This is a genomic window from Acinetobacter sp. AM, from assembly GCF_003105055.1.
In the GTDB taxonomy this organism is placed as follows: Bacteria; Pseudomonadota; Gammaproteobacteria; order Pseudomonadales; family Moraxellaceae; genus Acinetobacter; species Acinetobacter tibetensis.
In genome coordinates, this window is the sequence record NZ_QETG01000038.1 from 1 (window position 1) to 25,696 (window position 25,696).

Here is a 25,696-nt window from a genome sequence, read left to right on the forward strand (position 1 = left end):
TATCATCTGTTAAAAGGGTACGTGCCATTGAAATATATAGAAATATAAGGAATTTGAAAGATTATATTAAGTCTTTAAAATCTATTTTTCAAATGAGGACACGCCCTAGAGAAAATGCCCTTCCAATTCGATGCTGTGTGGTATTAGGTCGGTATTCCACTGTGCTACAGCTTGTTGCAGCATGATTTCAGGTCGGTCTAAAGCTACTGCTGGCTGGTGTAACGCAAGCAGGGCTTGCTGTAATAATTCAGGTGCTTGCTTTGGGTCTAAGGCTTGTGCAAGGTTTTGTTTCGATAATTTTTGCCCTTGAGCATTCATTGCGAGTGGCAGATGCATATAGCTTAATGTGGGATAACCCAGTAGTTGTGCGAGCCAAATTTGCCGTTCGGTATTATCCAGTAAATCTGCGCCGCGAACGACATGAGTGATACCTTGCAAATAATCATCCACCACAACGGCGAGTTGATAATTGATAATGCCGTCTCGACGTTTGAGTACGAAGTCTCCCAAATCCTCTTTTAAATTGGAACAATGTTGACCTTGCAAGCGATCTTGAAAGCAGATGGATTGATCTTCGACTTTAACGCGAATGGCTTGCTGTTCAAACGCCAGACTTAAATTACGACAAGTCCCTGCATAGATATGATTAGAGCCAAGCATTTTTCGGGTGCAGGCACAGGCATAGACTTGACCTGCAACGTGTAATTGATCAATCACCGCTTCATAAAGGTCTAGGCGATCTTTCTGGAAAATAATTTCGGCATCAGGATAAAGCTGAAAAGCTTCTAGGCATTCGAGAATATGTTGTTCACTGCCAGGATAAATACGAGGAATGTCGGTATCTTCGATACGAACGAACCACTGTCCCTGTTGTGCTTTGGCATCGCAATAACTCGCAACGGCTGTGAGGAGTGAGCCAAAATGTAAAGGGCCGGTTGGCGATGGCGCAAACCGACCCACATAAGCCATCCTGTTGTCCCCCTTCTGTTGTAAGGAAGGGGTTAGGGGAGGATTATTGAATAACATACTTAACCGTTATTTTGCTTCTCTTTGATTTCAGCCAAAGTTTTGCAATCGATACAAAGCGTTGCGGTTGGGCGTGCTTCTAAACGGCGTAAACCAATTTCGATACCACATGTTTCGCAGAAACCATAATCATCATTCTTGATTGCTTCAATCGATTGTTCGATTTTACGAATCAATTTGCGCTCACGGTCACGTGTTCTTAATTCAATTGCAAATTCTTCTTCTTGCGTTGCACGGTCATTGACGTCAGGCAATGCTGTATTTTCATCTTGCATGGTGTTGAGGGTACGATCAACTTCAGACATAAGCTCTTTTTTCCATGCCAATAAAATCAGGCGGAAGTGTTCAAGCTGTCCTTCAGACATGTATTCTTCATTCTTTTTTGGCTGATAAGGTTCAATACCAAATAAGCTTGCAGTAGAACCACCTTCAGTTGCCTTCGGCTTTGCTTTACGTACGCGCTTGGTAGATTTTTCATCTACAACATCTGTATGTTCATCCAAGACTTGGGTTTGGTTATCATTCGCCATATAGGGCATTCCTCATCATATACGTACATCTATACGCAAAAAATATGGTGATATGCAAGTGTTTTTATCTACCGCCCATGCGGAGATTGTTCCACAGGGGTCGTCATCATATAGACTTTTTTCAATTCTGGATAGTCTTTGATGTTTCGATTTAAGCTATCACCTTTTATTTAGCAGCCATAACATAATGGAAATAAAATGAAATGAAAAGTTAGTAGCCTGTAATTTCAATATTTATTTTTTTCTGTATGAACTGCGTACGATGAACTTGAGTTGTAAACTCGCCATTGGCTTTTAATTGTACGACGCGATAGCCGGGGGCTTCATCGTCGAGGGCAAAATCATCGCTATGGGGTTTAAATTGTACACAGGTCGATGGGGTGGAAAGAAAATGAATTCCATGCCATTGATTTTCCGAAGCTTGATGCACATGACCACATAACACCAATTTGACATTCGAGTGTTTAGCCAAGACATCGGTCAGATGTTCAGTATTTTTTAGAATATGCTGATCAATCCAACGGGACTGCATTTCAAAGGGATGATGATGGCAGGCAATTAAAATATATTGCTTGGCATGGAGACTGAGAATGTGATCCAGTTGTTTCAGTTGTTCTGTATCAATCCAGCCATCAATTTTTCCTTTGACGGCACTATTGAGCAGCACCAAACACCAATTTCCTATAGGAATGGCATGCACTTTGTTTTGCTGGTCATGAAATGGAAAGAATTCCTCACTATCATGGTTGCCGGGCACTTGGTAGTATTGGAACCCTGTGGTTTGCATAAAATCGAGGTAGCGCTGATAGGTTTCAGACACAGGAACCTGCGCCAAATCACCGGTATGAATCAGCGCGTGAGCGTGTGGATATTCATGTTGAATTTGAGCCATCACGCGATGAAAACTTTGCTCAGGATTCATATGCACAAATTCTAAATCATCCTGATTCATTAAATGTGTATCTGAAATTTGTATGATGGTCCAGTCTTGCTGTTGATCATGTGGTTGTTTCAAAGTCATGTCCGTCCCCTTAGACATTCCTTATGGTTTTAATATGTTGTTCTAACCATTGCAATGCCATAATGACAGGCGCATTTCTGAGCCGACCGTTGGTCAGTAGGCTACGTATGTCGGCATAATCAAGGATATGTAATTGAATATTCTCGCCTTCATCAGCAACGCCAAATATTCCGCCTTGCTCAGGAAGTTCTGCTTCTGCACTATACAGATGAAAAAGCTCTGCACAGGCTCCAGCAGAAGGATAAAAACTGAATAGGTGCTGCAAATCTTGCAGCTCACAGCCTGATTCTTCAAGGCTTTCGCGTCGTATACAGCTTTCAGGTGATTCATCGCCATCGAGTACGCCAGCAATGACTTCCAGTTGCCATGGCGAATCTTGGTCATCCATTGCACCAATACGAAACTGTTCAATTAAAGCGAATTTTTGTTGATGGTCATTATAAATTAAAACCCCTGCCGCTTCGGGACGTTGAATTAATTCCCGATGAATAACAGAGGTATAGTCGTTTCGTTGAAATAAACGATGTTTGAGACTGACTTTTTCAACCTGAATAAAGCCGCGAAATAAATATTCTCGAGAAAGAATGTCTACTTCGTCGCTATTATACGTTGCTCGTTTAATAATATTCATAAAGCTCGGTCAGGATGAAAATGACTATTTCATCCTAACGGAGTTTTTTCTGAACACCAATATTTTTTTAGCCAATTACACTTTGTGGTACAATTTTTGACCATGTTCGTGGTAGGCATTTTTCATGGCTTGCAGACCGGATTCTACTTCTGAATCGACTGTTTCTGCTACTGAGGCATTTTTTTGATTTTGCGCATAATCTCGCACATTCTGGGTGATTTTCATGGAGCAGAATTTTGGTCCACACATCGAGCAGAAGTGGGCAGATTTATGTGCTTCTTTTGGCATGGTTTCATCATGCATGCTACGTGCCGTGTCTGGGTCTAAGGCCAAGTTGAATTGATCTTCCCAACGGAATTCAAAACGTGCTTTAGACAAAGCATTGTCACGGGCTTGGGCGCCAGGGTGACCTTTGGCCAAGTCCGCAGCATGTGCCGCAATCTTATACGTGATAATGCCGTCTTTAACATCTTTCTTATTCGGTAAGCCTAGATGTTCTTTCGGTGTGACATAGCACAACATAGCGGTGCCGTACCAACCAATCATGGCTGCACCAATTGCAGAGGTAATGTGATCATAACCCGGAGCGATATCAGTCGTTAAAGGCCCAAGCGTATAGAAAGGGGCTTCTTTACAAACTTCCAGTTGTAGATCCATATTTTCCTTGATCATATGCATAGGCACATGTCCCGGACCTTCAATCATCACCTGTACATCATGTTCCCAAGCGCGGTGCGTCAGTTCACCTAAAGTTTTCAGTTCACTGAACTGTGCTTCATCATTGGCATCTTGTACGCAACCCGGACGTAAACCATCGCCTAAACTGAATGACACGTCATAGGCTTTCATGATTTCGCAGATTTCATCAAAATGCGTGTACAAGAAATTTTCTTGATGATGGGCTAGACACCACTGCGCCATGATTGAACCACCACGTGACACAATGCCTGTTAATCGATTGGCAGTCATTGGTACATAGCGCAGCAATACACCTGCATGGATGGTGAAGTAGTCAACGCCTTGTTCGGCTTGTTCAATTAAGGTGTCTTTAAAGATTTCCCAAGTGAGGTCTTCGGCAACGCCATCCACCTTTTCTAAAGCTTGGTAAATAGGCACAGTACCGATAGGAACGGGTGAATTACGGATAATCCATTCACGGGTTTCATGAATGTTTTTACCTGTCGATAAGTCCATGATGGTATCGGCACCCCAACGGGTTGCCCATGTCATCTTCGCTACTTCTTCATCAATGCTAGAACCCAGTGCGGAGTTCCCAATATTGGCATTAATTTTCACCAAGAAATTTCGACCAATAATCATGGGTTCAATTTCAGGATGGTTAATATTGGCAGGAATAATGGCACGGCCCGCTGCAATTTCTTGACGGACAAACTCAGGGGTAATTTCACGTAAGTTTTGTGCCCCGAAATTTTGACCTGCATGTTGACGCATATCCACGCCTTCATGTTGGCGCTGGTTTTCGCGAATCGCAATATATTCCATTTCTGGGGTAATAATGCCTTGCTTGGCATAATGCATTTGCGTGACATTCTTACCGGCTTTGGCGCGACGTGGGTTTTGAATGTGGGCAAAACGGATATCGGCGGTACGAATGTCTTTTAGGCGTTCTTGACCAAATTTTGAAGTCAGACTGGTAAGGGCTTCGGTATCGTCACGTTCTTCAATCCAAGTTTGACGTACCCAAGGTAGACCTTTGTTTAGATCAATTGAAACATTTGGGTCGGTATAGACGCCAGAGGTGTCATACACGCGTAAAGGCAGATTGTGTTCACCACCTAAACCTGTTGGGGTATCGGTTAGGCTAATTTCACGGAAGGGTACACGAATATCAGGGCGTGAGCCTTGAATATAGACTTTGTTTGAAGCAGGTAAAATTCGAGTTAAATCTTTTGCATCTTGCTCATGTTGAGCTGAAACTTCAGCAGGGGAAAGATTCGTTAATTGGTTCATAGCATGATCCTTATGAATGACATCAACGAATCAAGCACGACCAAAACTTGGCTGGTCTTCTGGTTTAAATTCTAATAGTAAATTCACCAGATAGACGGAGGGCGACAGTTTTAGGGAGCGCTTGATTCCTACGCAGGTGTTAACCTGATCAGGTTCAACGGTACTTGTGCTCATGTTTAGAACTACACAATCTCAGCGAGGGATTACTCGCGCTCCGTCAAGCTAGAACAAATGGTAGCATGCAATCTGGGAAATGCCCATGCATATTTCATGACATTCGTCAGCGATGAAAAAGGACTTATTGTTGTTGTGGGTTGTATGAAAAAGAATGAAAAATAGCGCAAATTATTTTGCTGATGGAAGACAAATCGCATCGCTGAAACAGTCGCGAGGCGAACGTGTATTCAGCTCAGGTAGACCTAGAAATTGATCTAATTGTTTTAACGTCTGTAAATTGCTTTGCCCAGATTGTTTTTGCTGTGGGCTAAGTTGTACAGGAATTTGGGCGTTGCGTTGTTGTTCCGATAACGCTAGAAATTGCAGGAAACGTTGTGCTTGCCATGCCAGATGGGAGTGTTTGAGTTTCGCCAGTTTTTCAATCTCAAATAGACTGCTACTGTGAATGGCATTTTGATCGTGATAGCTTTCTGAGACTGGAGAGTTATTCATGCCTTTAAATAAGAAATGCGTGTACATCTGTAAGAGATACTCTGCGTCACGATGATAGCTACTGCGTGGATATTGCTGTAGATAATTTTCCCAGAATAAGGCACGGATAACGATTTCTTGAGGGTCAATGGTGAGTGCTCCATCAAGAAAAGGCACTTGTGTATTTTGTTGTGCCAGTTCCGTCATAAACGCTTTTTCTGCTTCGGGCATATACGGTGCAAAAACAATCGCTAAATATTGAGGGCTACGGCGGTAAGCGAGCATTCCTTCACCTTGGTCCATTAATTCAATATAGGCCTGTCCTTGATGCTTAATTAGATATTGGTCGCGCAAGGAGAATTGTTCAAAATGACTTTGCTGAATAGTGGGATGTTGTGCCATATCAAAAGCATATTGCTCAAAAGCCAATTGTTGTTGTGGAGTGCGTTCAATTTGCAAAAAGTTGTCATACATGGTGCCAGAAAGTTCCAGCAACTCTTTTTGTTCACGCAGTTTCAAAAGGGGTAGGCAGACTTTTAAATCTTGATTAATTTCTTCGAGGGCAAAGGTGGTGCGTTGATTATTAATTTCCAACATATTCTTTTTCAGGTTTTTGCACATTTCAGTTAAATCAACTGTAATTTCTTGTTGTTGCTGTTTGGGGGGTTGTTCTTGAGCAACTTGAGATTCTGGTTGCTGACAAGCACTCAGCAAGATGCCACACAACAAGAGAAAACAGGGTTTGAATAAAAGCATAAACTTGAATTTCACAGCCGTTAAGAATGTAAACCTAAAAGATAAGCAGGGAGCAAGGCTTTATTCTAAGCCGAAATATTGCTTTAGGTTTGTACTATTGTGAGGGAGTTTGGTTACTAAACCTGAGCTGTTTTAGCAGGTGATTACGGTTAAAACCCGTGCAAAATTGCACTGATCACGTTAATTTAGCAGAGTTTGTAGGGGCTTATGACGTTACATACAATATGAAACGGTTTGAATCAGGGATAAGAATGAAGAAACTTTGGTTGCTCGGTTTGTCTTTAAGTTTTCACATGGCTGAAGCACATGCTTTGGATTTGGTGCAAGCATATGCGAGGGCGCAACAGACCGATCCAAATTGGCAAGCCAATAAGCTGCAATACGAAGCAGATCAGCTCAATTTAGGCATTGCCAAAGGCAATTTATTGCCAACGATCACGGTTTCAGCCAGTAGCACCCGAAAATCACAGCAGAATTCAGATACATCGCAATCTTCCTTAGAGATTCCTTCGGCCACCACGACTCATCAGGTTGCAGTTACTGCCCGACAACCCTTGTTTCGTTGGGATGCATGGGAAGGTTTTAAACAGGTCGAGACTTCGGTCAACTTAAGTGAAGTGACCTTAAAATTACAGCAACAACAGCATATTTTAACGGTGGCAGAAAGTTATTTTGATGTGTTACGTCAGCAAAGTTTAACGCAAGCATATTTACAGGAAGAACAAGCCCTGTTGCAGCAATTGAATATGATGAATGCCAAGTTGCGAGAAGGTTTGGTGGCTAAAAGTGATGTCAGTGAAGCGCAAGCGCAGTATCAGAATGCACGAGCAAACCGTATTGCAACCCAAGTGCAATTGTTATTGGCACAAGAACAATTACAGCAGTTGATTGGTCCTTATCGCGACAAGCTTGCGGTTATTCGGGATGATTTTGTCTATCAAAAGCCTCACCCCGCCCAATTGACAGCATGGGAAGATTTGGCCCGCAGCCACAATTTAGAAATACAGCAAGCACGTTTACAACAACGCTATGCAGAAGATCAAAAACGGGTGGAAAAAGCGGCGCTCTATCCGCAGCTCGAAGCTGTCGGGACCTATGGTTATAATCAGCAGCAGCCTTCAAGTGTGCTGTCAAATGATGGTCAATTTGACCAGATTGGCATTGAAATGAATTGGAATGCCTTTACAGGCGGACGAACACAGCGTTCTATTCAAAAAGCAGCGGTGAATGTGCGTAAATCCGAAGCACAATTAGATGCTGCTATTCGTAAAGCGCAAACGGAAGTGAAGAAAGCGTATTATCAGGTTGAAACCGATCAAGCCAAACTCGAAGCTCGTCAGGCCGCCATGCAATCTTCCCAAGTGGTGTCAGAGGCTTCTCAGGCGCAATATCAAGAAGGGTTAAAAACTATGGTCGATGTGTTGTTGGCACAGCGCAATGCATTTTCAACCAAACAAGATTATGTAAATGCCAAATATGACTATGTGTTGAATGTGTTGCGTTTAAAAGCAGCAGTGGGGCAATTGAATGAACAAGCGTTGCAGCAAATGAATGTCTGGTTGGTCGAAAAATAACGAGAAACACTCCTGTTGATTTTATGTTGTCATGAAATGTTCATAATAGGTATGCTTTAATATTGAGCGAAAGCGTTTGTCTTTAACTGCTGTTGTGGAGTGTTCATTTTGAGTCCAAGTAACCCTGTTTTAAACCATCACATTTCTTCACAATTTAATGAAGATTTACAGGCTGTAAATACCAAATTTATGACCATGGGTGGCTTGGTTGAACAACAAGTGGCAAATGCAATCCACGCTTTACTTGATACGGATGCGAACTTAGCCATTGATGTGCAATATCAAGACAATACCGTCAATCGTTATGAACGTGAAATTGATGAAGCCCTGACTTTGATTTTAGCGCGTCGTCATCCGGCAGCGATTGATTTACGTATGGTGATTGCCATGAGTAAAGCCAATACCGATTTAGAACGTATTGGTGATGAAGCGGCAAAAATTGCTCGCATTGCGCAGAGCCTTTGTGAAGAAGGCGGTTCACCGCGTGGTTATATGGAAACCCGTCATATCGGCAATCAAGTTCGTGTCATGATTCATGATGCTTTGGATGCCTTTGCACGTTTAGATGTGGATCAGGCGCTACGAGTTATGTTGGCAGATGCGGATATTGATCGTGAATACCAGTCGGCAACCCGTACTTTAATGACTTATATGATTGAAGATCCACGCCATATTTCTCGTGTGATTAACGTGATGTGGGTTTTACGTTCTTTGGAACGTATCGGTGATCATGCTCGCAATATTTCTGAGCAAGTGATTTATATGGTCAAAGGTTTAGATGTTCGACATACCAGTGTGGCCGAAATTGAAGAAAAAGTTCAAGAGCGTTAAGATTTACTTCATATTAAAACAATTCAAATTATTTTGTTAAATGTTGCTAAAGGCTTATGTTGAACCTACATAAGCCTTTTTTCTTGTATTGAGAGTGATCGAAGTTGTAGAGCAAGTTAAAAAAAATCCCAGATTTTGGGGGAAATCTGGGAATAAAATGAATAGGGGGATATTATTTTAATATTCAGAGATGTCTCCATCTCTATAATTGTCATTATAGTGAGATGCTGCACATGACTCATGTAGGATATTGTGTGCAAATGTAGCCTTATTTATGGATATGTAGCTTTTTATATCTCAAACCTTGAAATTGAATGTGCCACCCCAATGCTTGCCTTAAGCTAGACTTAATTTAATAAAATTCAAAAACATACATACAAAAAGACCAGCTCAATTGGCTGGTCTTTTCATTTTTAGTATTCAAAAAAACTTAAGCTTCTGGTTTCCAACCTTCGGCAGTTTCAATACTGCTGTCATTGCTAAAGAACTTCTCACGCTGTTCTTCTAAAAACTTCTTGGCTTCAGGTTCAAACACATTTAAACGCTTTTCATTGATTAGCGTTGTTTGGTGTTTTAACCATTCTTGCCATGCTTGTTTGGAAATATTATTGAAGAACTCTTCGCCTTTGGCACCAGGAAATGGCGCAAAGTCTAAGCCTTCCATCTCTTTTTGATACTTACGGCAGAATATTTGTCGAGACATTACGAAACCCCTTAAGCGTAAAGTTTTTCTAAACGAACATGGGCGCGTGCAATCGCAGCTTCGACTTGCGCTGGTGCGGTACCGCCAATGTGGTTACGTGCATTCACTGATGCTTCTAAAGTGAGTGCTTTTTCAAATACATCGGCTTGAATCAAGTCAGAGAACTGTTGAAGTTGCTCAAGTGTTAGTTCCGATAAATCTTTTCCTTCTTGTACCCCAAGCGCAACGGCCTTACCTACAATTTCGTGTGCATCACGGAATGCCACACCATTTTTTACAAGGTAGTCTGCCAAGTCTGTCGCGGTTGAGAAACCACGAAGAGCTGCTTCGCGCATAATCTCAATGTTTGGAACCAATGCAGGAATCATGTCAGCAAATGCCATGAGTGAACCACGTACGGTATCAATCGCGTCAAATAAAGGTTCTTTATCTTCTTGATTGTCCTTGTTGTACGCCAATGGTTGACCTTTCATGAGGGTCAGTAAACTCATTAAGTCACCATAAACACGACCAGTTTTACCACGAACCAATTCAGGCACATCTGGGTTTTTCTTCTGCGGCATGATTGAAGAACCAGTACAGAAGCGGTCAGGAATATTGACGAATTTAAACTGAGCTGAAGTCCATAGAATCAGCTCTTCAGACATACGAGATAAGTGCATCATAATCAGTGATGCTGCGGCATTGAATTCAATGCCGAAATCACGATCCGATACGGCATCGAGTGAGTTTTCAGAAACAGCTTCGAAACCAAGAAGCTCAGCCGTATAAGCACGGTCGATTGGATAAGTTGTCCCAGCAAGAGCAGCCGAACCCAAAGGCATACGATTCACACGTTTACGGCAGTCAATTAAACGTTCAGAGTCACGCACCAGCATTTCAAACCATGCCAATAAGTGGTGACCAAAGGTTACAGGTTGAGCTGTTTGCAGGTGCGTAAAGCCCGGCATAATTGTGCCAGTATTTTTTGCTGCTAAAGATAGAATGCCTTTTTGCAGTTTCGCCAAGAGTTCTAAAATGGCATCAATTTCATCACGCACATAGAGGCGAATATCCGTTGCGACTTGGTCATTACGGCTACGACCCGTATGTAATTTTTTACCTGCAATACCGATACGTTGAGTCAGACGCGACTCAATGTTCATATGCACATCTTCTAAGTCGATACGCCATTCGAAATTACCGGCTTCAATTTCAGCCTGAATGGTGCGGAGACCTTCGGTAATGGCATCACGTTCAGATTCGGTTAGTACGCCAACTTTTGCTAACATAGTTGCATGGGCAATTGAGCCTGCAATATCTTGTTTATAAAAGCGTTGGTCAAATTGCACAGATGCGGTAAATTCTGCAACAAAAGCGTCAGTCGCTTCAGTAAAACGACCGCCCCACATGCCAGAAGTCTGGGCTTGTGACGGATTAGAGGAATTAGAAGATGTGGTCATGTCGGCTCAGTAAAATAAAAAATCGGCAAATTAAACAGAGTATAGCAAATTCAAAAGCAGTTGCCGAAGCCCCAGCATCCTATTCTTATTTTTTTAGTACCGCGGGACGGTGGCAAAATTTAGTCGAGCTGTGTATCGCAGGCAATATTTTAGCCATTTTGTTGGCTTTGGCCGAAGCACATTCATGGCAAGCCCTGAGTGGGACGCAAGTGCTGCTATTTATGCTGTATATCAATTGGGTCTTGCTGTGCTTTACGGCAATTGTTGAGCGCCTGCAACCTCGCTTAGAACATTGGGGGCTAACTTCAATGTTGCTGTTGGGTTTTGTGATCTTGCAAAGCATTATTTTTTGTACCAGCTTGATTCTCAATATTTTTGTCTTTTTTGGGCAAAACTTTAGCTTTAAAGGTTTGGATCTTTCGAGTGCATTGCAGGGTGTGGTGCTGCATTTAAGTTATGGGGGATTGCTGGGAGCATTTTGCTTTCGATATTTGTATATTCGAGAACAATGGATGCGACAGCAACACAGTGAGTTGAATGCACGTATTCAGGCGATGCAAGCCCGAATTCATCCACATTTTTTATTTAATAGCTTAAATAGTGCCATCAGTTTAATTGTTGTTGATCCTGATAAAGCTGAACAAATGCTGTTAGATTTATCGCGTTTATTTCGTGCCAGTTTCCAAGAGTTAAAGCTGGTGAAATTGCAAGATGAAATTGAATTGTGCCAACGTTATTTGGCGATTGAGCAGATTCGCCTAGGAAATCGGTTGCAGGTTGAATGGAAATATGTACATCCTGAATTATTTTCGCAGGTCCAAATTCCGTTGCTCACTTTGCAACCTTTGCTAGAAAATAGTATTTTTCATGGGGTTGAGAAAACATTATCAACCAGTATAGTGAGTGTATTGGTCGAAATTACACAAAATCAAGTCAATATTGTCATTACAAACCCGTACACACAGGATAAAATAAATTTACGACAAGGACACGGTATTGCCATTGATAATGTAAAACAGCGTCTCATGGCGTATTATGGGCGCGCAGTCATCTTCCGAACTTTTGCAGGGGATGGGATGTATACCACTGTGGTGCAATACCCGTATAAATAAAACAGTGGCGGTTAACTTATAAAAATAATCCACGTTAACTGAACGAAGGAGGAATAATGGACATCCTGATTTGTGATGATGAGCCTCTTGCAGTAGAGCGTTTATCCAGATTGGTCACGCAAATGGGGCATCAGGTTATTGCAACCGCGGCTTATGGTCAGCAAGCAATTGAAATGGTGCAATTTTATCAACCTGATGTGGTGCTTTTAGATATACAAATGCCAGAAATGGATGGTTTAACCTGCGCGCAATATTTGCGTCAGTTGGAACCATCCCCAGCTATCGTATTTTGTACGGCTTACGACCAGCATGCCTTGGATGCGTTTAAATCGCATGCCGAGGGCTACTTGCTAAAACCGATTATGCAACAGGAATTGCAACAGGTTTTAGACCAACTGACCAAACTCACGCAAGCGCAAATGAGTAACTTAAAACAAAAAGAAGATATGGATAATCAAGCACAACGTCATCAAATTGCTGCGAAGACCTATCGCGGGGTAGAACTGGTTCCCGTAGAAAATATTTATTATTTTTTAGCGGACCAAAAATATGTCACGGTACGTCATAAAAATGGCAGTGTACTCATTGATGAAACTTTAAAGGACTTAGAGTTAGAATTTGGTGAACGGTTTATTCGTATTCATCGCAATGCTTTGGTTTCGGTGCATTATCTTGAAGGATTAGAGGTGATTAACTCTGGACAATACCAAGTGCGTTGCCGTGAATTAGACGAACGTTTATCTGTGAGTCGACGACATTTACCAAATTTACGCGAACGAATTCATAAACTTTGAAGCCAAATGGATGATTTCATGCAGTGAGTTGGTAATTCTGCTTGCATTTTAAAGTTAGCCAGTTAAGTTTAGAATAACTGACCTTATTCAATGTATTTAAAATTTATGAAAACTTTGAAGATTGCAACACGCCAAAGTCCCCTTGCTTTATGGCAGGCAGAATTTATTCGTTCCTGTTTGGAAGAGCGCAATGCTGATTTAAAGGTGGAGTTGGTTACGTTTGTCACTCAAGGCGATAAAATTTTAGATACGCCGTTGGCGAAAATTGGCGGGAAAGGTTTGTTTGTCAAAGAGCTGGAAGCTGCATTGTTGGATGGCCGAGCCGATTTGGCGGTACATTCTATGAAGGATGTCCCTATGGCACTTCCAGAGGGTTTAAGCTTAGCGGTGATTTGTGAGCGTGAAGATCCGTTTGATGCTTTTGTTTCAAACCACTATGCACATTTTAACGATTTGCCACAGGGTGCTAAAGTAGGAACATCAAGCTTGCGCCGTAAATGCCAAATTTTGAAGCAGCGTCCAGATCTTGAAATTATTGATTTACGCGGTAACGTCGGAACCCGTCTGTCGAAATTAGATGCAGGTTTATATGATGCCATCATTCTAGCGAGTGCAGGACTGAAGCGCTTAGGACTTTCAGCACGTATTCGTCATACCTTGCCGGCCAGTGTTAGTTTGCCAGCGGTAGGACAAGGGGCATTGGGGTTGGAATGTCGTGAAGATGATCAACAGGTTTTAGATTTAATCCAACCTTTGTTGCATATGGAAACTTCGGCTTGTGTTCGTGCTGAACGCGCCTTTAATGCTTATTTGGAAGGGGGTTGTCAGGTGCCAATTGCAGGTTATGCCACTTTACATGCAGATGAGTTACACATTGAAGGACGTGTTGGCAGTGTCGATGGTGCCACTTTATTGGTTGCTGAATTGCGTGGACCAGTGGTGCAAGCAGAGCAGCTAGGTGAAGCGTTGGCACAACAACTACTCAAGTTAGGTGCAGGAGAACTGCTCCAAGCTTTGCATTAATTCATGTTGTTTATTAATACCCGCCCGAATACTCGTGCGACCGAACTTAGCTTAAACATCCAACAAGCAGGTATTCAAGTCTTGGAGCTTCCATTGTTGGTGTTGGAGCCGTGTGCATGGTCATCTGAGTTGCAGGATTTGTATCAGCAGTTACCGAGGGCGACCTGTATTGTGGTGGTCAGTCCTTCGGCGGTTGAATTTGGGATGCAGGGCTTAAAGCAAAGTGGTGTGTCGCTACAAGCCTTAAGTAAGGTGCAGTGGATTGCAGTCGGTGAAAAAACGGCACAAGCACTGGCCCAATATGGCTTATCTAGTCATGTGCCTAAGGTTGAAACATCAGAGGGGATGTTGCAGATTCCATTGTTGCAAGATCTGTCTCCATCTGCTTGTGTGGCTTTTTGGCGAGGACAAGGTGGGCGTCAATTTATGATGGAGACTTTGCAACAGCAAGGTGTTTCTGTTTTAAATTTTATTTTGTATCAACGACATTGCCCAGCGCAGACGATTCAAAATTTTGATCAAGTTGTCGTACAGTTGCAACACCATCAGCACTATAGTGTGCTGATTAGCAGTGAAGCCAGTTGGCTAAACTGGTTAGCGTTGATGCAAGCCCATATGGAGTTGCTGGCACGAGGACATTTTATGGTATTGGGTGAGCGACTTTATCAAGTGCTGTTAAATACACAGCGACAACAGCATTTATCATTTCATCTCTATCAATTACCTGATTTAAATACAGCAACAATATTGCAATGCCTTCGAGCGATGCCGAGAAATGCATGAAAAAGTTTTTAATTGTTTTAATTTTGGTCTGTGTGGCATGGATTGCCAAATTAAGTTATGACATTTTTCAGTTCAATCAAACGCAAGTTGCAATGCAGGATACGTTACAACGGCTTGAAGCCAATAGTGCCAGTTTGAATGATCAAATTGTTGCTTTACAGCGTCAAACCCCACAGCCATCTGAGCCAAACGCATCGAATGTGACAGCTACGGGCACGGGTGTACAGGCAGCGGCTACTCCAGTACAGATTGATCCTATGGTCTTGATTCGTCAGCAACTGGACTTGGTCGATTTTGCTTTGCAGCAACAGCAGTACCATTTTGCTTTGGAAAAGTTAGCACAACTGAATATTAATATTGAGCAATATGCTTTGGCACCGAGTTTGAAACAAAGCTTGCATCAGGTGATGGGTAAAGATCAACAATTGATACAGCAAACTGTACAAGCGCGTACAGAGCAGCAGCAACAAATTCAACAACTATTACAACAAGTAGATGTGGTATTAACACAAGAAATTAAACAGGCTCAAATGAAACCCGTCCGTGGAGAAGATCGTCCTTTCTGGCAGCGTTGGTTTGAGTTACAGCCTGCTAAGCAACCAGCTACACAACTGATGCAGCGTGCAATTATTTTGAAAGAAGTACAGTTGCGTCTATTGGTTGCTCGAGAAGCATTGAATCATGGTCAATATGTCGAATATCAAAAAGATTTGGCGGAGATTATGCAGATGTTATCGACTTTGCCTGATGCACAAGCACAAAAACTGCGTAAGCAAGTGGAGAAGATTAAAGGATTTAGTATTATTCCGATGCCTGTTTTAAATACACGTGCATTGCTAGGGTCTTAATATGAAACAGATTCTTTTAGCCTATGCTTTTATATGCCTGCTTGTGATTGCTGTGATTAGTGTGTTGAGTTACGGTTTTGGTGCAGGCTATGTTTATGTGTATTGGCGTGAATGGCAGTTACAGAGTAATGTCTGGTTCATGTTCGTGCTTTTGGCTGTGCTGGGTTTTATTTTTCAGTTGGTTTGGCTGTTGCTGAAACGCTATTTTACGCGTGCACAAAGAAAACAAATCGAAATCTACGACTTCAAGACCTTGCATCCTTATGAGCAGTTGGCTGTCATTTGGTTATTAGATGCGGGTCGGGAGCAACAGCAATTTATTCAAAATGCATTTGCCCAGTCTGGTTTATTACGCGGTGTAATTGACTCAAGACTGTATTTGATGCAGCAGGAATATCCACAAGCGTTGTCTGTTTTAAATCATAGCCATGCCATGGCATTTGAATTGGCAGAAATTCAACGCATTCAAGTTTATCTGGCGCAGCAAGATGGTGAGCAAGCACTAACACATCTTGAGTTTTTAACTCAGCATGAATTATCCCCTTGGCTAAAGGATGTGCAAGTCGCGTATGAGCAACGCTTAACCGAACTGTGGGGGGTGTTTGCTGTGCAGTTTCCGTGGTTGTATTTACGTTCTATGCAATATGGACATTTAGATGAAGCCACCAAACAAGCATGGTTAGAGCAACTTTTACAACAGTTTGACCAAGCCAGTGCCGAAAACTTGCAAGATTTGCAACAACGTTACTTAGATTTATCGACTGAAATCGAAACCCGTAGCTATCACATTAAAATGTTGTGGTTAAAATTATTATCGCGTTTACCTGACTTAAGTCAGCAGCATGAAACTTTGGCCTTACATTTACTAGATCAACAGTTTAATCCTGAGGTGTTTTATTCATGGTTCCAGCAACAATTGTTGAAGCAGGTGCCAAATTATAGCGACGTAGAGCAATATATTCAGGATTGGGAGTTGAAATATCCATCTTTACCTGTTTTGACCTTTGCAAAATGGCATGTCTACGAAGCGACTGATCGGTTAAATAAAGCAGATGCATTATTAACTTTATATCCTGATAATGTGCTCATGAATTATTTAAGGATTAAATCGACGTTGAAAAATCGGGAAGATTTGATTCATCAGTTAAATTTGATCTTTGAAAATAATGCGAATTTTATGAAAATCAAGATTTAAGGAAATATATGTCGTTATTCAATGAATATCCAATCGTGTATGAGCAAAATGTTGCATGGGGGGATATGGATGCTTTTGGACATGTAAATAATGTGATGTATTATCGATATATTGAAAGTGCCCGTATTCAATATTTTGATGCATTAAATATATTTGAGCAAAGCGTATTGACGGTTGTTGCATCAAATCAGTGCAAATATTTACGACCTGTATTTTATCCAGACCAACTCAAAATTGCTGTTCGTGTGGATGAATTGCGTAATAGTGCAATGCGTATGAGTTATCTATTATTTAGTACGGCACAAGATGCAGTCGTTGCGATGGCAGAGGCGGTGATTGTTTGTGTTGATCAAGACAATATGCAAAAGACCGCAATACCTGATGATATTCGTGAGAAGATTCTCAAAATGGAACAGCATGTTGGACATTTAATTTAATTTTTGATCATTATTTTAATATTGGATTATTCAAACCTGTATTAATTGTTCAAATCTTGTAGTGGATTTAAATATAAGTATTGAATAATCGAGTTAATAAAAATATGATAATCTTGTATGTAAGAAATTAAATCGTATTTAATGGAGTTAATATGATGCCGGACATTAGTAATTTATCTGTAGAAGAGTTAAAGCGTTTACAAGTAGAAGCGGAAGCCTTAATCGTTTCTAAAAAAGACCAAGCAATTGAAGATGCATATACTCAGATTATGGATATTGCTGATAAAGTGGGTTTGAGTATTGAGCAAATCTTAGAGTTTGGCGCAACTAAACGTAAGAAAAGTACTCGTAAATCTGTAGAGCCACGTTATCGCAATAAATCAGATGCATCAGAAACTTGGACTGGTCGTGGTAAACAACCGCGCTGGTTAGTCGCTGAATTGGAAAAAGGCGCAAAACTTGAGGATTTTCTCATCTAGCCTTCATTAGATTGTCATGCAATCTAATTAAATTATTTAAACCAAGCAAAACTGCTTGGTTTTTTTATAGCGATGAATTGGCGATGAGAAAAAAGTGTGCATAATGGGTGGCAAAGATAAAATACATATTCAGGGAATAAAAATAGTGATGTTGGTTGTGTTGGGATGACAAAAAAAAATAAGCACCTTGCATGGTGGATTTTTGCATTAAGTACATTTTTATTTTTTGTAGTGCTGCAAATTCCTGCAGCATGGCTCATTTCTAAATTTTATAAAAATAATCAAGTTTTACAAAATGTTAGTGGTAATATTTGGCAAGGGCAGGCGGATTGGCATCAAGGGGCTTTAAAAGGCTCATTGAATTGGAAGGTGCGCCCTTTAGATTTATTGTTGCTTCGTTTGGGTGCTCAAGTTGATGTTCATAGTGGGCGTACCCAGTTACAAGGTACCGTGGGCTATGGTTTGGGGCAGCGTTGGACTGTGAAAGCATTATCTGGGGAAATTGCCCCAGAAACATTAAAGCGGGTTGCCGATTGGCAATGGCCGAGTAATCCGATTCAAGTCCAAGACTTACAGTTTAAATATCAAAAAGAACAAGGCTTTCAACACGCAGAAGGCACCGTGCAGTGGGTTGGGGGTGAGCTGACTTATCGCTTTGCACAACGTCAAGAGCAAATGAATATTCCTTCATTAAAAGGAAGCTTAAGCGATCGAGATCAAGTGCTGATGGTTGATGTGCGAGATCAGCGTGATCAAAAAATGATAAATCTGCTTTTGGATAAAAACTTGATGCTTGATGTGCAGATTACTCAGCGTATGTTGATGAATGTGCCGTCGTATCAAGGTAAAGCAGGTTTAGATACCTATGTTGTTAGTTCTCGTCAGCCCCTGTTGAAAGGTGGTATGTAATGAGATCGGTCAAAGAGAAGTTACAGCATTTGAATGGTGCGCAATTCAATCGTTTTGCACCGTGGCTATTGGCAGCGTTAGTGGCCTATTTAAGCTGGAAATTGGCCAGTATATTTTGGTTGTGGGTTGCTCCGCCAATGCCTATGCAATTAGAACGTGTAGAGTTGGGTTCGCAGCAACCTCAAGTTCCCAATATTTCTGCATTTTCTTTATTTCAGGAAAATAATGCTTCGAGTGGTGCGAACCTCGCCAATTTTGTTTTGCAAGGGGTGGTGGTGTCCTATCCGAGTCAATATTCCTCAGCAGTGATTAAAGTTAATGAAGTAGCTGACCGTTATAAGGTTGGGGAGACACTCGCAGGCACAGCTTATCAATTGGCCGAAGTGTATTGGGATCATGTGGTGTTACGAGACTCCACAGGACAAAGCCAGCAAGTTGCATTTAATCGAATTGCCAATGGTCTAAATCAACCGATTGTTCCACCTGCGGTTGCGGCTTCATTGCCAACAGCGAATACACCGCAATCGACTCAAAATGCTTTGGGGCAAGCAGTGCAACAAATGCATCAAAATCGTGACCAGTTTTTGGCCGATATGGGGGTGGGTGCGGTAACAGGTGAAGGCTATGAAGTCACCAGTAAAACACCTTCAGCTTTACGCAATACCCTTGGATTACAACCTGGAGATAGAATTTTGTCCTTAAATGGTCAAGGCGTGGGGCAGGGGCAAAATGATGCACAATTACTTGAACAAGCCAAACAAGCAGGCCAAGTCAAACTTGAAATAAAACGTGGTGATCAGGTGATGACCATACAACAAAATTTTTAAATGATGAGAAATCGCCCGTAGGGTTAGGAAACACAGAAGTATATGGCTTTATTTCATAATAATCGTCCAGTTTGGGCTTTGCTCGCAAGTGCACCTCTGATTGCTGCTGTGAGTAGCAGTGCCTATGCGCAAACATGGAAAATCAACTTACGTGATGCGGACTTAACGGCGTTTATTAATGAAGTGGCCGATATTACAGGGAAAAATTTTGCAGTTGATCCTCGCGTACGAGGCAATGTGACGGTCATTTCCAATAAGCCACTCAATAAAAGTGAAGTTTACGATTTATTTTTAGGTGTGCTCAATGTGAATGGTGTGGTGGCAATCCCATCAGGCAATACTGTGAAAATCGTTCCAGACAGCAATGTAAAAAGCTCAGGGATTCCCTACGATGCTAAAAATCGCGCTAGGGGTGATCAAATTGTCACGCGTGTGATTTGGCTGGAAAATACCAATGCCAATGATTTAATTCCTGCCTTACGTCCATTAATGCCGCAGTTTGCAAATTTGTCGGCAGTACCCGGGGCTAATGCGCTGATTGTGTCAGATCGTGCCAGTAATATTTATCAACTAGAAACCATCATTCGTAATTTAGATGGTACTGATCAACACGATATCGAAGCGATTACGTTACAATCTAGTCAAGCCGAGGAAATGATTGGCTTATTGGATTCCATGACGGCAACAGGTGCAGCCAAAGATTTAAAAGGCGCGCGAGTGCGTGTGATTGCGGACAATCGGACTAATCGCATTTTAATTAAAGGTGATACGGCAACACGCAAACGTTTGCGTCAATTGATTGAGATGTTGGATGTGCCTGCGGCAGACCGATTGGGTGGCTTGAAGGTTTTTCGCTTAAAGTACGCCAGTGCAAAAAATTTAGCCGAAATTTTACAGGGCTTGGTCACTGGGCAGGCAGTATCAGGGGCTGATGGTCGTGCGAACAGTACATCCAATGCCAACAATAATATGATGGGTAGTGCGAATACGACGACAAGCAATGGTTCTTCATCTTCAAGTATTTCGACACCAGCAATTAATTTGGGGGGCAGTTCTTCTGGGAATAACCAGAATAACATCACCAGTTTTAATGCCAATGGGATCAGTATCATTGCTGATAGTTCGCAAAATGCGTTGGTGGTCAAAGCAGATCCGCAGTTGATGCGAGAAATTGAGTCTGCGATTCAGCAACTTGATGTTCGTCGCCAACAGGTCTTAATTGAAGCTGCAATTATTGAAGTAGAAGGTTCTGATGCCGATCAATTGGGTGTGCAATGGGCTTTGGGTGACCTTAGCAGCGGTGTGGGGCTAATCAGTTTTGATAACGTGGGTTCAAGCTTAGCCAGTCTCGCTGCGGGTTATTTGAGTGGTGGGGCTTCAGGTCTGGGACAGGCCTTGACGGGTGCGGGCAGCTCAGTGGTGTTGGGTGATTATAAAGAGGGCAGTGATGGTTCGCGTCGACTTTATGGTGCATTGATTCAGGCACTCAAAGAAAATACCAAATCTAATTTGCTTTCAACACCTTCGATTGTCACGATGGACAATGAAGAAGCGTATATTGTGGTGGGTGAAAACGTGCCTTTTGTGACAGGTTCGGTGAGCACCAATAATGGCACAGTGAATCCGTATACCACCATCGAACGTAAAGATGTTGGTGTGACGCTAAAAGTGATTCCACACATCGGGGAAGATGGCACGGTGCGTTTAGAAGTCGAACAAGAAGTTTCTGGGGTCAAAAATAGCAAAGGTCAAGCTTCGGACTTGGTGACCAGCAAACGGGCAATCAAAACTTCAATTTTGGCAGAGCATGGTCAAACAGTGGTTTTGGGTGGTTTAATTTCAGATAACTCGATTTATAGTCGTCAATCGGTTCCGGGTCTAGGTGCGATTCCCGGAGTAGGACGTTTATTTAGATCGGACTCAAAATCGAATCAGAAGCGCAATTTATTGGTCTTTATTCATCCAACGATTGTGGGTGGTGGCGATGATGTTCGTCGTTTATCTCAACAGCGTTATAGTCAGTTATATAGTTTGCAATTGGCGCTTGATAAAGATGGAGGCTTTGCCAAGTTGCCTGAACAGGTGGATGATGTCTACATGCAGCGCTTACCAGTCCAACCCGGTGCATCGCGCACCAGTCCATACCAAGCAGTTCCATCAGGTGCACAGACCTCCAATGCCACGACTGTAACAACACCTGTGGCAATTGAGCCGCCAATCACCAGCAGCCCTTTGCCAAAATCGGAAGTAGAAAAAACCAAAAATACAGTGACTACAATCCGTGTGCATCCAGCTTCGTAATGCCAATAAGGTATCCAAATTGAAATCTATAAGTTGCATGGTATGATGAGGCAAAATCATAAAGAGATAATGTGATGACTTGGAAGATACAGGCAATTACAGGCGAATTTACGGGGCAAGAGATCAATATCGACCGCGATATGTTGGTTGGGCGCCATCAAGATGCAGACGTATTGTTACAATCGGCAGAGGTGTCACGTAAACACGCAGCACTGTTGTTAAAAGAGCAGGCGTTATGGGTGCAGGATTTAAACTCATCGAACGGCACTTTTGTGAATGAATTAAAAATTGAAAATGAAAGTCAGTTGCAGGATGGAGATATTGTCCAGTTTGCAAGCTTTAAATTTTCAGTCTTTGCACCTGCACCAGCAGTAGAGACAGTTGAGCAAGAAGAGATTGAAGTGCAGCAACCTGCCGAAGCTGTTGCACCATCTGAAACAGCAGCAGAGAAATCAGCAGCACAACACATGAATGAACAGGGGATGCCAAGCCTGACTGAGCGTGATGGTAATGTGCAGTTAACTCGTGATGGAATGCCGCAGAATGTCTCTGTGCCAAAGCCTGCACCAATTCCAGAAGGGATCGACTTGTCTCAAGTGACACCAGAGCCTGCACCGGTTCCTGTTGAGCAACCAGTTTCTCGTGTAGAAGAAGAACGCACACAGCAGAAGAATGCCTCACTGGGTTTAATCACGATTATTGTTTTGGTGATTTTGGCAATCCTCGCTTGGGTGATGTTTAAATAATCTGTGAATTGCCTACAATAAGGGTATGCTGCGGCATGCCTTTTTTATATCTGAATCATTCGAGCTGCTTATGAATATTGCACAATTAGATCGCCGTGAACTCATTTTATTTGATTTAGATGGAACCTTGGTCGATTCAGCGACGGATTTATATCGTGCGATGAATATGAGTCTCAATGTACTCCAGCTCCCTTTGGTGACTGAACAGCAAGTTCGCGTTTGGGTGGGCAAGGGCACATCCATCTTTTGCCACAGTACGTTGCAACATCTCACGGGTGAGGTTGATCCAGCACAGCACAGACAGTTACTCGACACCTTTTTAAAAATTTACAATGCAGAACCTTGTGTCGAAACACGTCCATTTCACGGCATTCTGGAGTTTCTAGAATGGGGCTTACAACACAATAAAAAAATGGTGTGTGTTACCAATAAACCTGAACAGCCTGCACGGATGATTGTCGAAGTTTTGGGGATGTCTAAATACTTTGTCGATGTGATTGGTGGCGACCGTTTTGAAGAACGTAAGCCACATCCACGTCAGTTGTTACACTGCGTGGAAGAATATCAATTTGAGAAATCTCAAACTTTAATGGTTGGCGATTCAAGTAATGATGTCGAGGCGGCACGGCGTGCGGGTATTGATTGTATTGTCGTAAGCTATGGTTATAATCATGGTGAAGATATACAGGATTGCCAGCCACAACAAGTGGTGGATGATTTAAGAGAATTAATCAAAACGTAATTTGTAGATAAGGAATAATGCCACATGAGTCGTTGTAAAGCTTTTCGATGGCGTCGCTCAGTCTGATGTAACGAAAAATTGAATTGACCCCAATCGAAAATTTAGAGAGAACCTCATGACGACTCAAGTGCAATACGAGCAATTAAAAGCACAAGGCTATAACCTGATTCCTGTTTACCGCCAACGCTTGGCAGACACAGAAACCCCACTTTCTGTTTTTGCACGTCTGAAAGACCATCAACAAGCCTATTTATTTGAATCGGTTGAAGGTGGAGAAAACTGGGCGCGCTATTCCATTATTGGTTTGGGAGAATCTACCGTATTTTCTTGTAATGCGGGCAAGCTCACCATTCAGCACGCGGATGGAATGCATGAACAACAAGACTGTGCTGATCCCTTTGAATATATTCGGACCTTCCAAGCGCAGTTTAAAGTTCCGACACAAATAGACTTACCTGACTTGCCAAGCTTTACGGGTGGATTGGTTGGTTATTTTGGCTATGATGCGGTGCGTTATATTGAACCACGGTTAAACAATGTGCCCGAGGCAGATCCAGTGGGTTTACCTGATATCTGGATGATGCTGTCTAAAACGGTGATCGTGTTTGATAACCTCAAAGATACTTTATTTTTGATTGTACATGCCGATGTGAATGACCCAGAGGCGTATTTTAAGGCACAAACACAGCTAGATGCCTTAGAGCAGCTACTTGCGACTCCAGTGAGTCTACAAGCGAAAAAACACAGTGCACCGCATTTTGAATCGTTAACAGGTAAACAGAAATTCCTAGAATCGATAGAGACAGTGAAAGAATATATTCGCGCTGGGGATGTCATGCAGGTGGTCCCTGGGCATCGTATGGTCTCCGATTTTGATGGAGAGGCTTTACAAGTCTATCGTGCGTTGCGTCATTTAAATCCATCGCCATATTTATTCTTGGTACAAGGGAAGACCCTGACAGATCAAAAGCCATTTCATATTGTGGGTTCTTCACCTGAAATCTTATCTCGTTTAGAAAATGGGATTGCCACGGTTCGTCCTTTGGCAGGCACACGTCCACGCGGTAAAACAAAAGAAGAAGATTTAGCATTAGAAAAAGATTTACTTTCAGATGAAAAAGAAATTGCAGAACATTTAATGCTGATTGATTTGGGACGTAATGATGTCGGTCGCGTCTCTAAAATTGGCAAAGTGCAAGTGACTGATCAAATGGTGATCGAGCGTTATTCGCATGTCATGCATATTGTTTCTAATGTGCAAGGTGAAGTGCGTGATGATGTAGATGCCTTGGATGTTTTTAAAGCAACTTTTCCTGCGGGGACTTTATCAGGAGCCCCAAAAATTCGTGCGATGGAAATTATTGACGAAGTTGAGCCAGTAAAACGTGGTGTTTTTGGTGGTGCTGTTGGTTATTTAGGCTGGCATGGCGAAATGGACATGTCGATTGCAATTCGCACCTGCGTCATTCGTGAAAATAAGGTCTTTGTTCAGGCGGGAGCAGGGTTAGTTGTAGACTCAAATCCTGAGTCTGAGTGGAATGAAACGCAAATAAAAGCTCGCGCAGTGATCAAAGCGGTTGAATTATCATCAAATGGATTGATTTTATGAGTTTTTAGCGGTTTTTTTGAAAAAAACACTTGCAAGGATTCTAAGTTTTGCTAAACTGCACACCGTTCCGATACGAAACGTACGAAACACTAAGAAAGAGCCGGCATAGCTCAGTTGGTAGAGCAACTGACTTGTAATCAGTAGGTCCACAGTTCGAATCCGTGTGCCGGCACCATCTTAAGAGTGTGTAGTTGTGAAGTAAAGAACAACACTGAAATAAGTGTGAAGTGGTGAGGTTCCCGAGCGGTCAAAGGGGGCGGACTGTAACTCCGCTACGAAAGTTTCGAAGGTTCGAATCCTTCCCTCACCACCATTAACTTCGATTGAAGTGGTTAATTGCCAACATTAAGCGGGAGTAGCTCAGTTGGTAGAGCGGTAGCCTTCCAAGCTACATGTCGCGAGTTCGACCCTCGTCTCCCGCTCCATCGAAGAAGATTGCTCTTATAGCTCAGTGGTAGAGCACTCCCTTGGTAAGGGAGAGGTCTCGAGTTCAAATCTCGATAAGAGCTCCAGATACAGTTTAGTAGATATTCTACAAAGATTTTAAAAAGCAGGCTTATTAGTCTGCTTTTCAAGTATTGGGTGTCTGCTTTTTTAGGCGATATGTCGATGCTGAGCATTTCTCAGAATTGTGTTCGACGTAAACGAGGAATATAAACATGGCTAAGGCTAAGTTTGAACGTAATAAGCCACACGTAAACGTGGGCACAATCGGTCACGTTGACCATGGTAAAACTACTTTAACTGCTGCGATTGCA

General features: G+C 42.2%; 25 protein-coding genes, 4 tRNA genes and 1 riboswitch. Of the genes, 21 read left to right on the forward strand and 8 right to left on the reverse strand.

Features of this window, described 5'->3' with window-relative positions:
* Positions 1–105: 105 nt before the first annotated feature.
* The 6 genes from gluQRS to DCO44_RS15530 form a co-directional block, all read right to left on the reverse strand.
* A complete protein-coding gene (gluQRS, locus tag DCO44_RS15505) occupies positions 106–1,026 on the reverse strand; it encodes a tRNA glutamyl-Q(34) synthetase GluQRS (protein ID WP_171304992.1) in 921 nt (306 codons plus the stop codon).
* A gap of 2 nt (positions 1,027–1,028) precedes the next feature.
* Positions 1,029–1,556 (reverse strand): RNA polymerase-binding protein DksA, encoded by a 528-nt coding sequence (dksA, locus tag DCO44_RS15510; protein WP_116763465.1) that lies wholly within the window; start codon positions 1,554–1,556, stop codon positions 1,029–1,031.
* Between the two features lie 211 nt (positions 1,557–1,767).
* On the reverse strand, positions 1,768–2,577 hold the full coding sequence (gene cpdA, locus DCO44_RS15515) for a 3',5'-cyclic-AMP phosphodiesterase (protein WP_116763467.1): 810 nt from the start codon (positions 2,575–2,577) through the stop codon (positions 1,768–1,770).
* Between the two features lie 10 nt (positions 2,578–2,587).
* Positions 2,588–3,208, reverse strand: a complete 621-nt coding sequence (locus DCO44_RS15520) for an NUDIX domain-containing protein (RefSeq protein WP_116763469.1) — start codon at positions 3,206–3,208, stop codon at positions 2,588–2,590.
* A gap of 75 nt (positions 3,209–3,283) precedes the next feature.
* Entirely contained in the window at positions 3,284–5,179 is a 1,896-nt protein-coding gene (gene thiC / locus DCO44_RS15525; protein ID WP_116763471.1) for a phosphomethylpyrimidine synthase ThiC, read from the reverse strand.
* Between the two features lie 108 nt (positions 5,180–5,287).
* Positions 5,288–5,406, reverse strand: a riboswitch (TPP riboswitch).
* Positions 5,407–5,524: 118 nt separating this feature from the next.
* A complete protein-coding gene (locus DCO44_RS15530; protein WP_213066324.1) occupies positions 5,525–6,583 on the reverse strand; it encodes a hypothetical protein in 1,059 nt (352 codons plus the stop codon).
* 251 nt (positions 6,584–6,834) lie between these two features.
* Between DCO44_RS15530 and DCO44_RS15535 the strand changes: the two genes are divergently transcribed.
* Together DCO44_RS15535 and phoU are read left to right on the forward strand one after the other, a co-directional pair.
* On the forward strand, positions 6,835–8,157 hold the full coding sequence (locus DCO44_RS15535; RefSeq protein WP_116763473.1) for a TolC family outer membrane protein: 1,323 nt from the start codon (positions 6,835–6,837) through the stop codon (positions 8,155–8,157).
* 108 nt (positions 8,158–8,265) lie between these two features.
* Positions 8,266–8,988, forward strand: coding sequence for a phosphate signaling complex protein PhoU (phoU, locus tag DCO44_RS15540; RefSeq protein WP_016168465.1), 723 nt, complete (start codon positions 8,266–8,268; stop codon positions 8,986–8,988).
* Positions 8,989–9,418: 430 nt separating this feature from the next.
* On the opposite strand, the gene DCO44_RS15545 is transcribed toward phoU, so the two are convergent.
* Both DCO44_RS15545 and argH read right to left on the reverse strand, forming a co-directional pair.
* Positions 9,419–9,691 (reverse strand): oxidative damage protection protein, encoded by a 273-nt coding sequence (locus tag DCO44_RS15545; RefSeq protein ID WP_116763475.1) that lies wholly within the window; start codon positions 9,689–9,691, stop codon positions 9,419–9,421.
* Positions 9,692–9,702: 11 nt separating this feature from the next.
* Positions 9,703–11,133 (reverse strand): argininosuccinate lyase, encoded by a 1,431-nt coding sequence (gene argH / locus DCO44_RS15550; RefSeq protein WP_171304993.1) that lies wholly within the window; start codon positions 11,131–11,133, stop codon positions 9,703–9,705.
* Between argH and DCO44_RS15555 the strand changes: the two genes are divergently transcribed.
* The 19 genes from DCO44_RS15555 to DCO44_RS15645 form a co-directional block, all read left to right on the forward strand.
* Positions 11,124–12,245, forward strand: coding sequence for a sensor histidine kinase (locus DCO44_RS15555; RefSeq protein WP_116763477.1), 1,122 nt, complete (start codon positions 11,124–11,126; stop codon positions 12,243–12,245). The two genes, argH and DCO44_RS15555, sit on opposite strands and share 10 nt — an antisense overlap.
* Before the next feature lie 56 nt (positions 12,246–12,301).
* Positions 12,302–13,039: a LytR/AlgR family response regulator transcription factor gene (locus tag DCO44_RS15560; protein ID WP_116763480.1), complete on the forward strand. Its 738-nt coding sequence runs from the start codon at positions 12,302–12,304 to the stop codon at positions 13,037–13,039.
* A gap of 105 nt (positions 13,040–13,144) precedes the next feature.
* On the forward strand, positions 13,145–14,062 hold the full coding sequence (gene hemC, locus DCO44_RS15565; protein WP_116763508.1) for a hydroxymethylbilane synthase: 918 nt from the start codon (positions 13,145–13,147) through the stop codon (positions 14,060–14,062).
* Between the two features lie 3 nt (positions 14,063–14,065).
* Positions 14,066–14,845, forward strand: a complete 780-nt coding sequence (locus DCO44_RS15570; RefSeq protein WP_116763482.1) for a uroporphyrinogen-III synthase — start codon at positions 14,066–14,068, stop codon at positions 14,843–14,845.
* Complete coding sequence (locus DCO44_RS15575; protein WP_116763484.1) at positions 14,842–15,693, forward strand: hypothetical protein; 852 nt, start codon at positions 14,842–14,844, stop codon at positions 15,691–15,693. Before DCO44_RS15570 ends, DCO44_RS15575 begins: the two co-directional genes overlap by 4 nt.
* A gap of 1 nt (position 15,694) precedes the next feature.
* The gene (locus DCO44_RS15580; protein WP_116763486.1) at positions 15,695–16,888 is read left to right on the forward strand and encodes a heme biosynthesis protein HemY; all 1,194 of its coding nucleotides are present in this window, start codon (positions 15,695–15,697) and stop codon (positions 16,886–16,888) included.
* Between the two features lie 8 nt (positions 16,889–16,896).
* Entirely contained in the window at positions 16,897–17,325 is a 429-nt protein-coding gene (locus DCO44_RS15585) for an acyl-CoA thioesterase (protein ID WP_116763488.1), read from the forward strand.
* A 152-nt stretch (positions 17,326–17,477) separates the two neighbouring features.
* Positions 17,478–17,804 (forward strand): H-NS family nucleoid-associated regulatory protein, encoded by a 327-nt coding sequence (locus tag DCO44_RS15590; protein WP_116763490.1) that lies wholly within the window; start codon positions 17,478–17,480, stop codon positions 17,802–17,804.
* 165 nt (positions 17,805–17,969) lie between these two features.
* Positions 17,970–18,713: a type II secretion system protein N gene (gene gspN / locus DCO44_RS15595; RefSeq protein ID WP_116763492.1), complete on the forward strand. Its 744-nt coding sequence runs from the start codon at positions 17,970–17,972 to the stop codon at positions 18,711–18,713.
* On the forward strand, positions 18,713–19,540 hold the full coding sequence (locus DCO44_RS15600) for a type II secretion system protein N (RefSeq protein ID WP_116763494.1): 828 nt from the start codon (positions 18,713–18,715) through the stop codon (positions 19,538–19,540). The genes gspN and DCO44_RS15600 overlap by 1 nt, the downstream gene beginning before the upstream one ends.
* A 42-nt stretch (positions 19,541–19,582) precedes the next feature.
* Positions 19,583–21,841, forward strand: coding sequence for a type II secretion system secretin GspD (gene gspD, locus DCO44_RS15605; protein WP_116763496.1), 2,259 nt, complete (start codon positions 19,583–19,585; stop codon positions 21,839–21,841).
* A 74-nt stretch (positions 21,842–21,915) separates the two neighbouring features.
* Positions 21,916–22,587, forward strand: a complete 672-nt coding sequence (locus DCO44_RS15610; RefSeq protein WP_116763498.1) for an FHA domain-containing protein — start codon at positions 21,916–21,918, stop codon at positions 22,585–22,587.
* A 70-nt stretch (positions 22,588–22,657) separates the two neighbouring features.
* On the forward strand, positions 22,658–23,329 hold the full coding sequence (locus DCO44_RS15615) for a phosphoglycolate phosphatase (protein WP_116763500.1): 672 nt from the start codon (positions 22,658–22,660) through the stop codon (positions 23,327–23,329).
* 115 nt (positions 23,330–23,444) lie between these two features.
* The gene (gene trpE / locus DCO44_RS15620; protein WP_116763502.1) at positions 23,445–24,938 is read left to right on the forward strand and encodes an anthranilate synthase component I; all 1,494 of its coding nucleotides are present in this window, start codon (positions 23,445–23,447) and stop codon (positions 24,936–24,938) included.
* 99 nt (positions 24,939–25,037) lie between these two features.
* Positions 25,038–25,113, forward strand: a tRNA-Thr gene (locus DCO44_RS15625).
* Positions 25,114–25,167: 54 nt separating this feature from the next.
* Positions 25,168–25,251: transfer RNA gene (locus DCO44_RS15630), tRNA-Tyr, on the forward strand.
* A 36-nt stretch (positions 25,252–25,287) separates the two neighbouring features.
* Positions 25,288–25,363 (forward strand) — tRNA-Gly (locus tag DCO44_RS15635).
* Between the two features lie 12 nt (positions 25,364–25,375).
* A tRNA-Thr gene (locus DCO44_RS15640) sits at positions 25,376–25,450 on the forward strand.
* A gap of 147 nt (positions 25,451–25,597) precedes the next feature.
* On the forward strand, positions 25,598–25,696 hold a 99-nt coding region (locus DCO44_RS15645; protein WP_009586195.1), incomplete at its 3' end, for a GTP-binding protein.

Excerpts from the sequence above, each read along its gene's own strand:
- DCO44_RS15615 (WP_116763500.1), top strand. The coding sequence starts at position 22,658 with ATGAATATTGCACAATTAGATCGCCGTGAACTCATTTTATTTGATTTA.
- DCO44_RS15520 (WP_116763469.1), bottom strand. The coding sequence starts at position 3,208 with ATGAATATTATTAAACGAGCAACGTATAATAGCGACGAAGTAGACATT.
- thiC (WP_116763471.1), bottom strand. The coding sequence starts at position 5,179 with ATGAACCAATTAACGAATCTTTCCCCTGCTGAAGTTTCAGCTCAACAT.
- DCO44_RS15600 (WP_116763494.1), top strand. The coding sequence starts at position 18,713 with ATGAGATCGGTCAAAGAGAAGTTACAGCATTTGAATGGTGCGCAATTC.
- dksA (WP_116763465.1), bottom strand. The coding sequence starts at position 1,556 with ATGGCGAATGATAACCAAACCCAAGTCTTGGATGAACATACAGATGTT.
- cpdA (WP_116763467.1), bottom strand. The coding sequence starts at position 2,577 with ATGACTTTGAAACAACCACATGATCAACAGCAAGACTGGACCATCATA.
- DCO44_RS15555 (WP_116763477.1), top strand. The coding sequence starts at position 11,124 with ATGTGGTCATGTCGGCTCAGTAAAATAAAAAATCGGCAAATTAAACAG.
- DCO44_RS15610 (WP_116763498.1), top strand. The coding sequence starts at position 21,916 with ATGACTTGGAAGATACAGGCAATTACAGGCGAATTTACGGGGCAAGAG.
- DCO44_RS15530 (WP_213066324.1), bottom strand. The coding sequence starts at position 6,583 with ATGCTTTTATTCAAACCCTGTTTTCTCTTGTTGTGTGGCATCTTGCTG.
- DCO44_RS15570 (WP_116763482.1), top strand. The coding sequence starts at position 14,066 with ATGTTGTTTATTAATACCCGCCCGAATACTCGTGCGACCGAACTTAGC.
- DCO44_RS15535 (WP_116763473.1), top strand. The coding sequence starts at position 6,835 with ATGAAGAAACTTTGGTTGCTCGGTTTGTCTTTAAGTTTTCACATGGCT.
- trpE (WP_116763502.1), top strand. The coding sequence starts at position 23,445 with ATGACGACTCAAGTGCAATACGAGCAATTAAAAGCACAAGGCTATAAC.
- DCO44_RS15575 (WP_116763484.1), top strand. The coding sequence starts at position 14,842 with ATGAAAAAGTTTTTAATTGTTTTAATTTTGGTCTGTGTGGCATGGATT.
- DCO44_RS15560 (WP_116763480.1), top strand. The coding sequence starts at position 12,302 with ATGGACATCCTGATTTGTGATGATGAGCCTCTTGCAGTAGAGCGTTTA.
- gspN (WP_116763492.1), top strand. The coding sequence starts at position 17,970 with ATGACAAAAAAAAATAAGCACCTTGCATGGTGGATTTTTGCATTAAGT.
- DCO44_RS15545 (WP_116763475.1), bottom strand. The coding sequence starts at position 9,691 with ATGTCTCGACAAATATTCTGCCGTAAGTATCAAAAAGAGATGGAAGGC.
- gluQRS (WP_171304992.1), bottom strand. The coding sequence starts at position 1,026 with ATGTTATTCAATAATCCTCCCCTAACCCCTTCCTTACAACAGAAGGGG.
- DCO44_RS15585 (WP_116763488.1), top strand. The coding sequence starts at position 16,897 with ATGTCGTTATTCAATGAATATCCAATCGTGTATGAGCAAAATGTTGCA.
- gspD (WP_116763496.1), top strand. The coding sequence starts at position 19,583 with ATGGCTTTATTTCATAATAATCGTCCAGTTTGGGCTTTGCTCGCAAGT.
- argH (WP_171304993.1), bottom strand. The coding sequence starts at position 11,133 with ATGACCACATCTTCTAATTCCTCTAATCCGTCACAAGCCCAGACTTCT.
- DCO44_RS15580 (WP_116763486.1), top strand. The coding sequence starts at position 15,695 with ATGAAACAGATTCTTTTAGCCTATGCTTTTATATGCCTGCTTGTGATT.
- hemC (WP_116763508.1), top strand. The coding sequence starts at position 13,145 with ATGAAAACTTTGAAGATTGCAACACGCCAAAGTCCCCTTGCTTTATGG.
- DCO44_RS15590 (WP_116763490.1), top strand. The coding sequence starts at position 17,478 with ATGATGCCGGACATTAGTAATTTATCTGTAGAAGAGTTAAAGCGTTTA.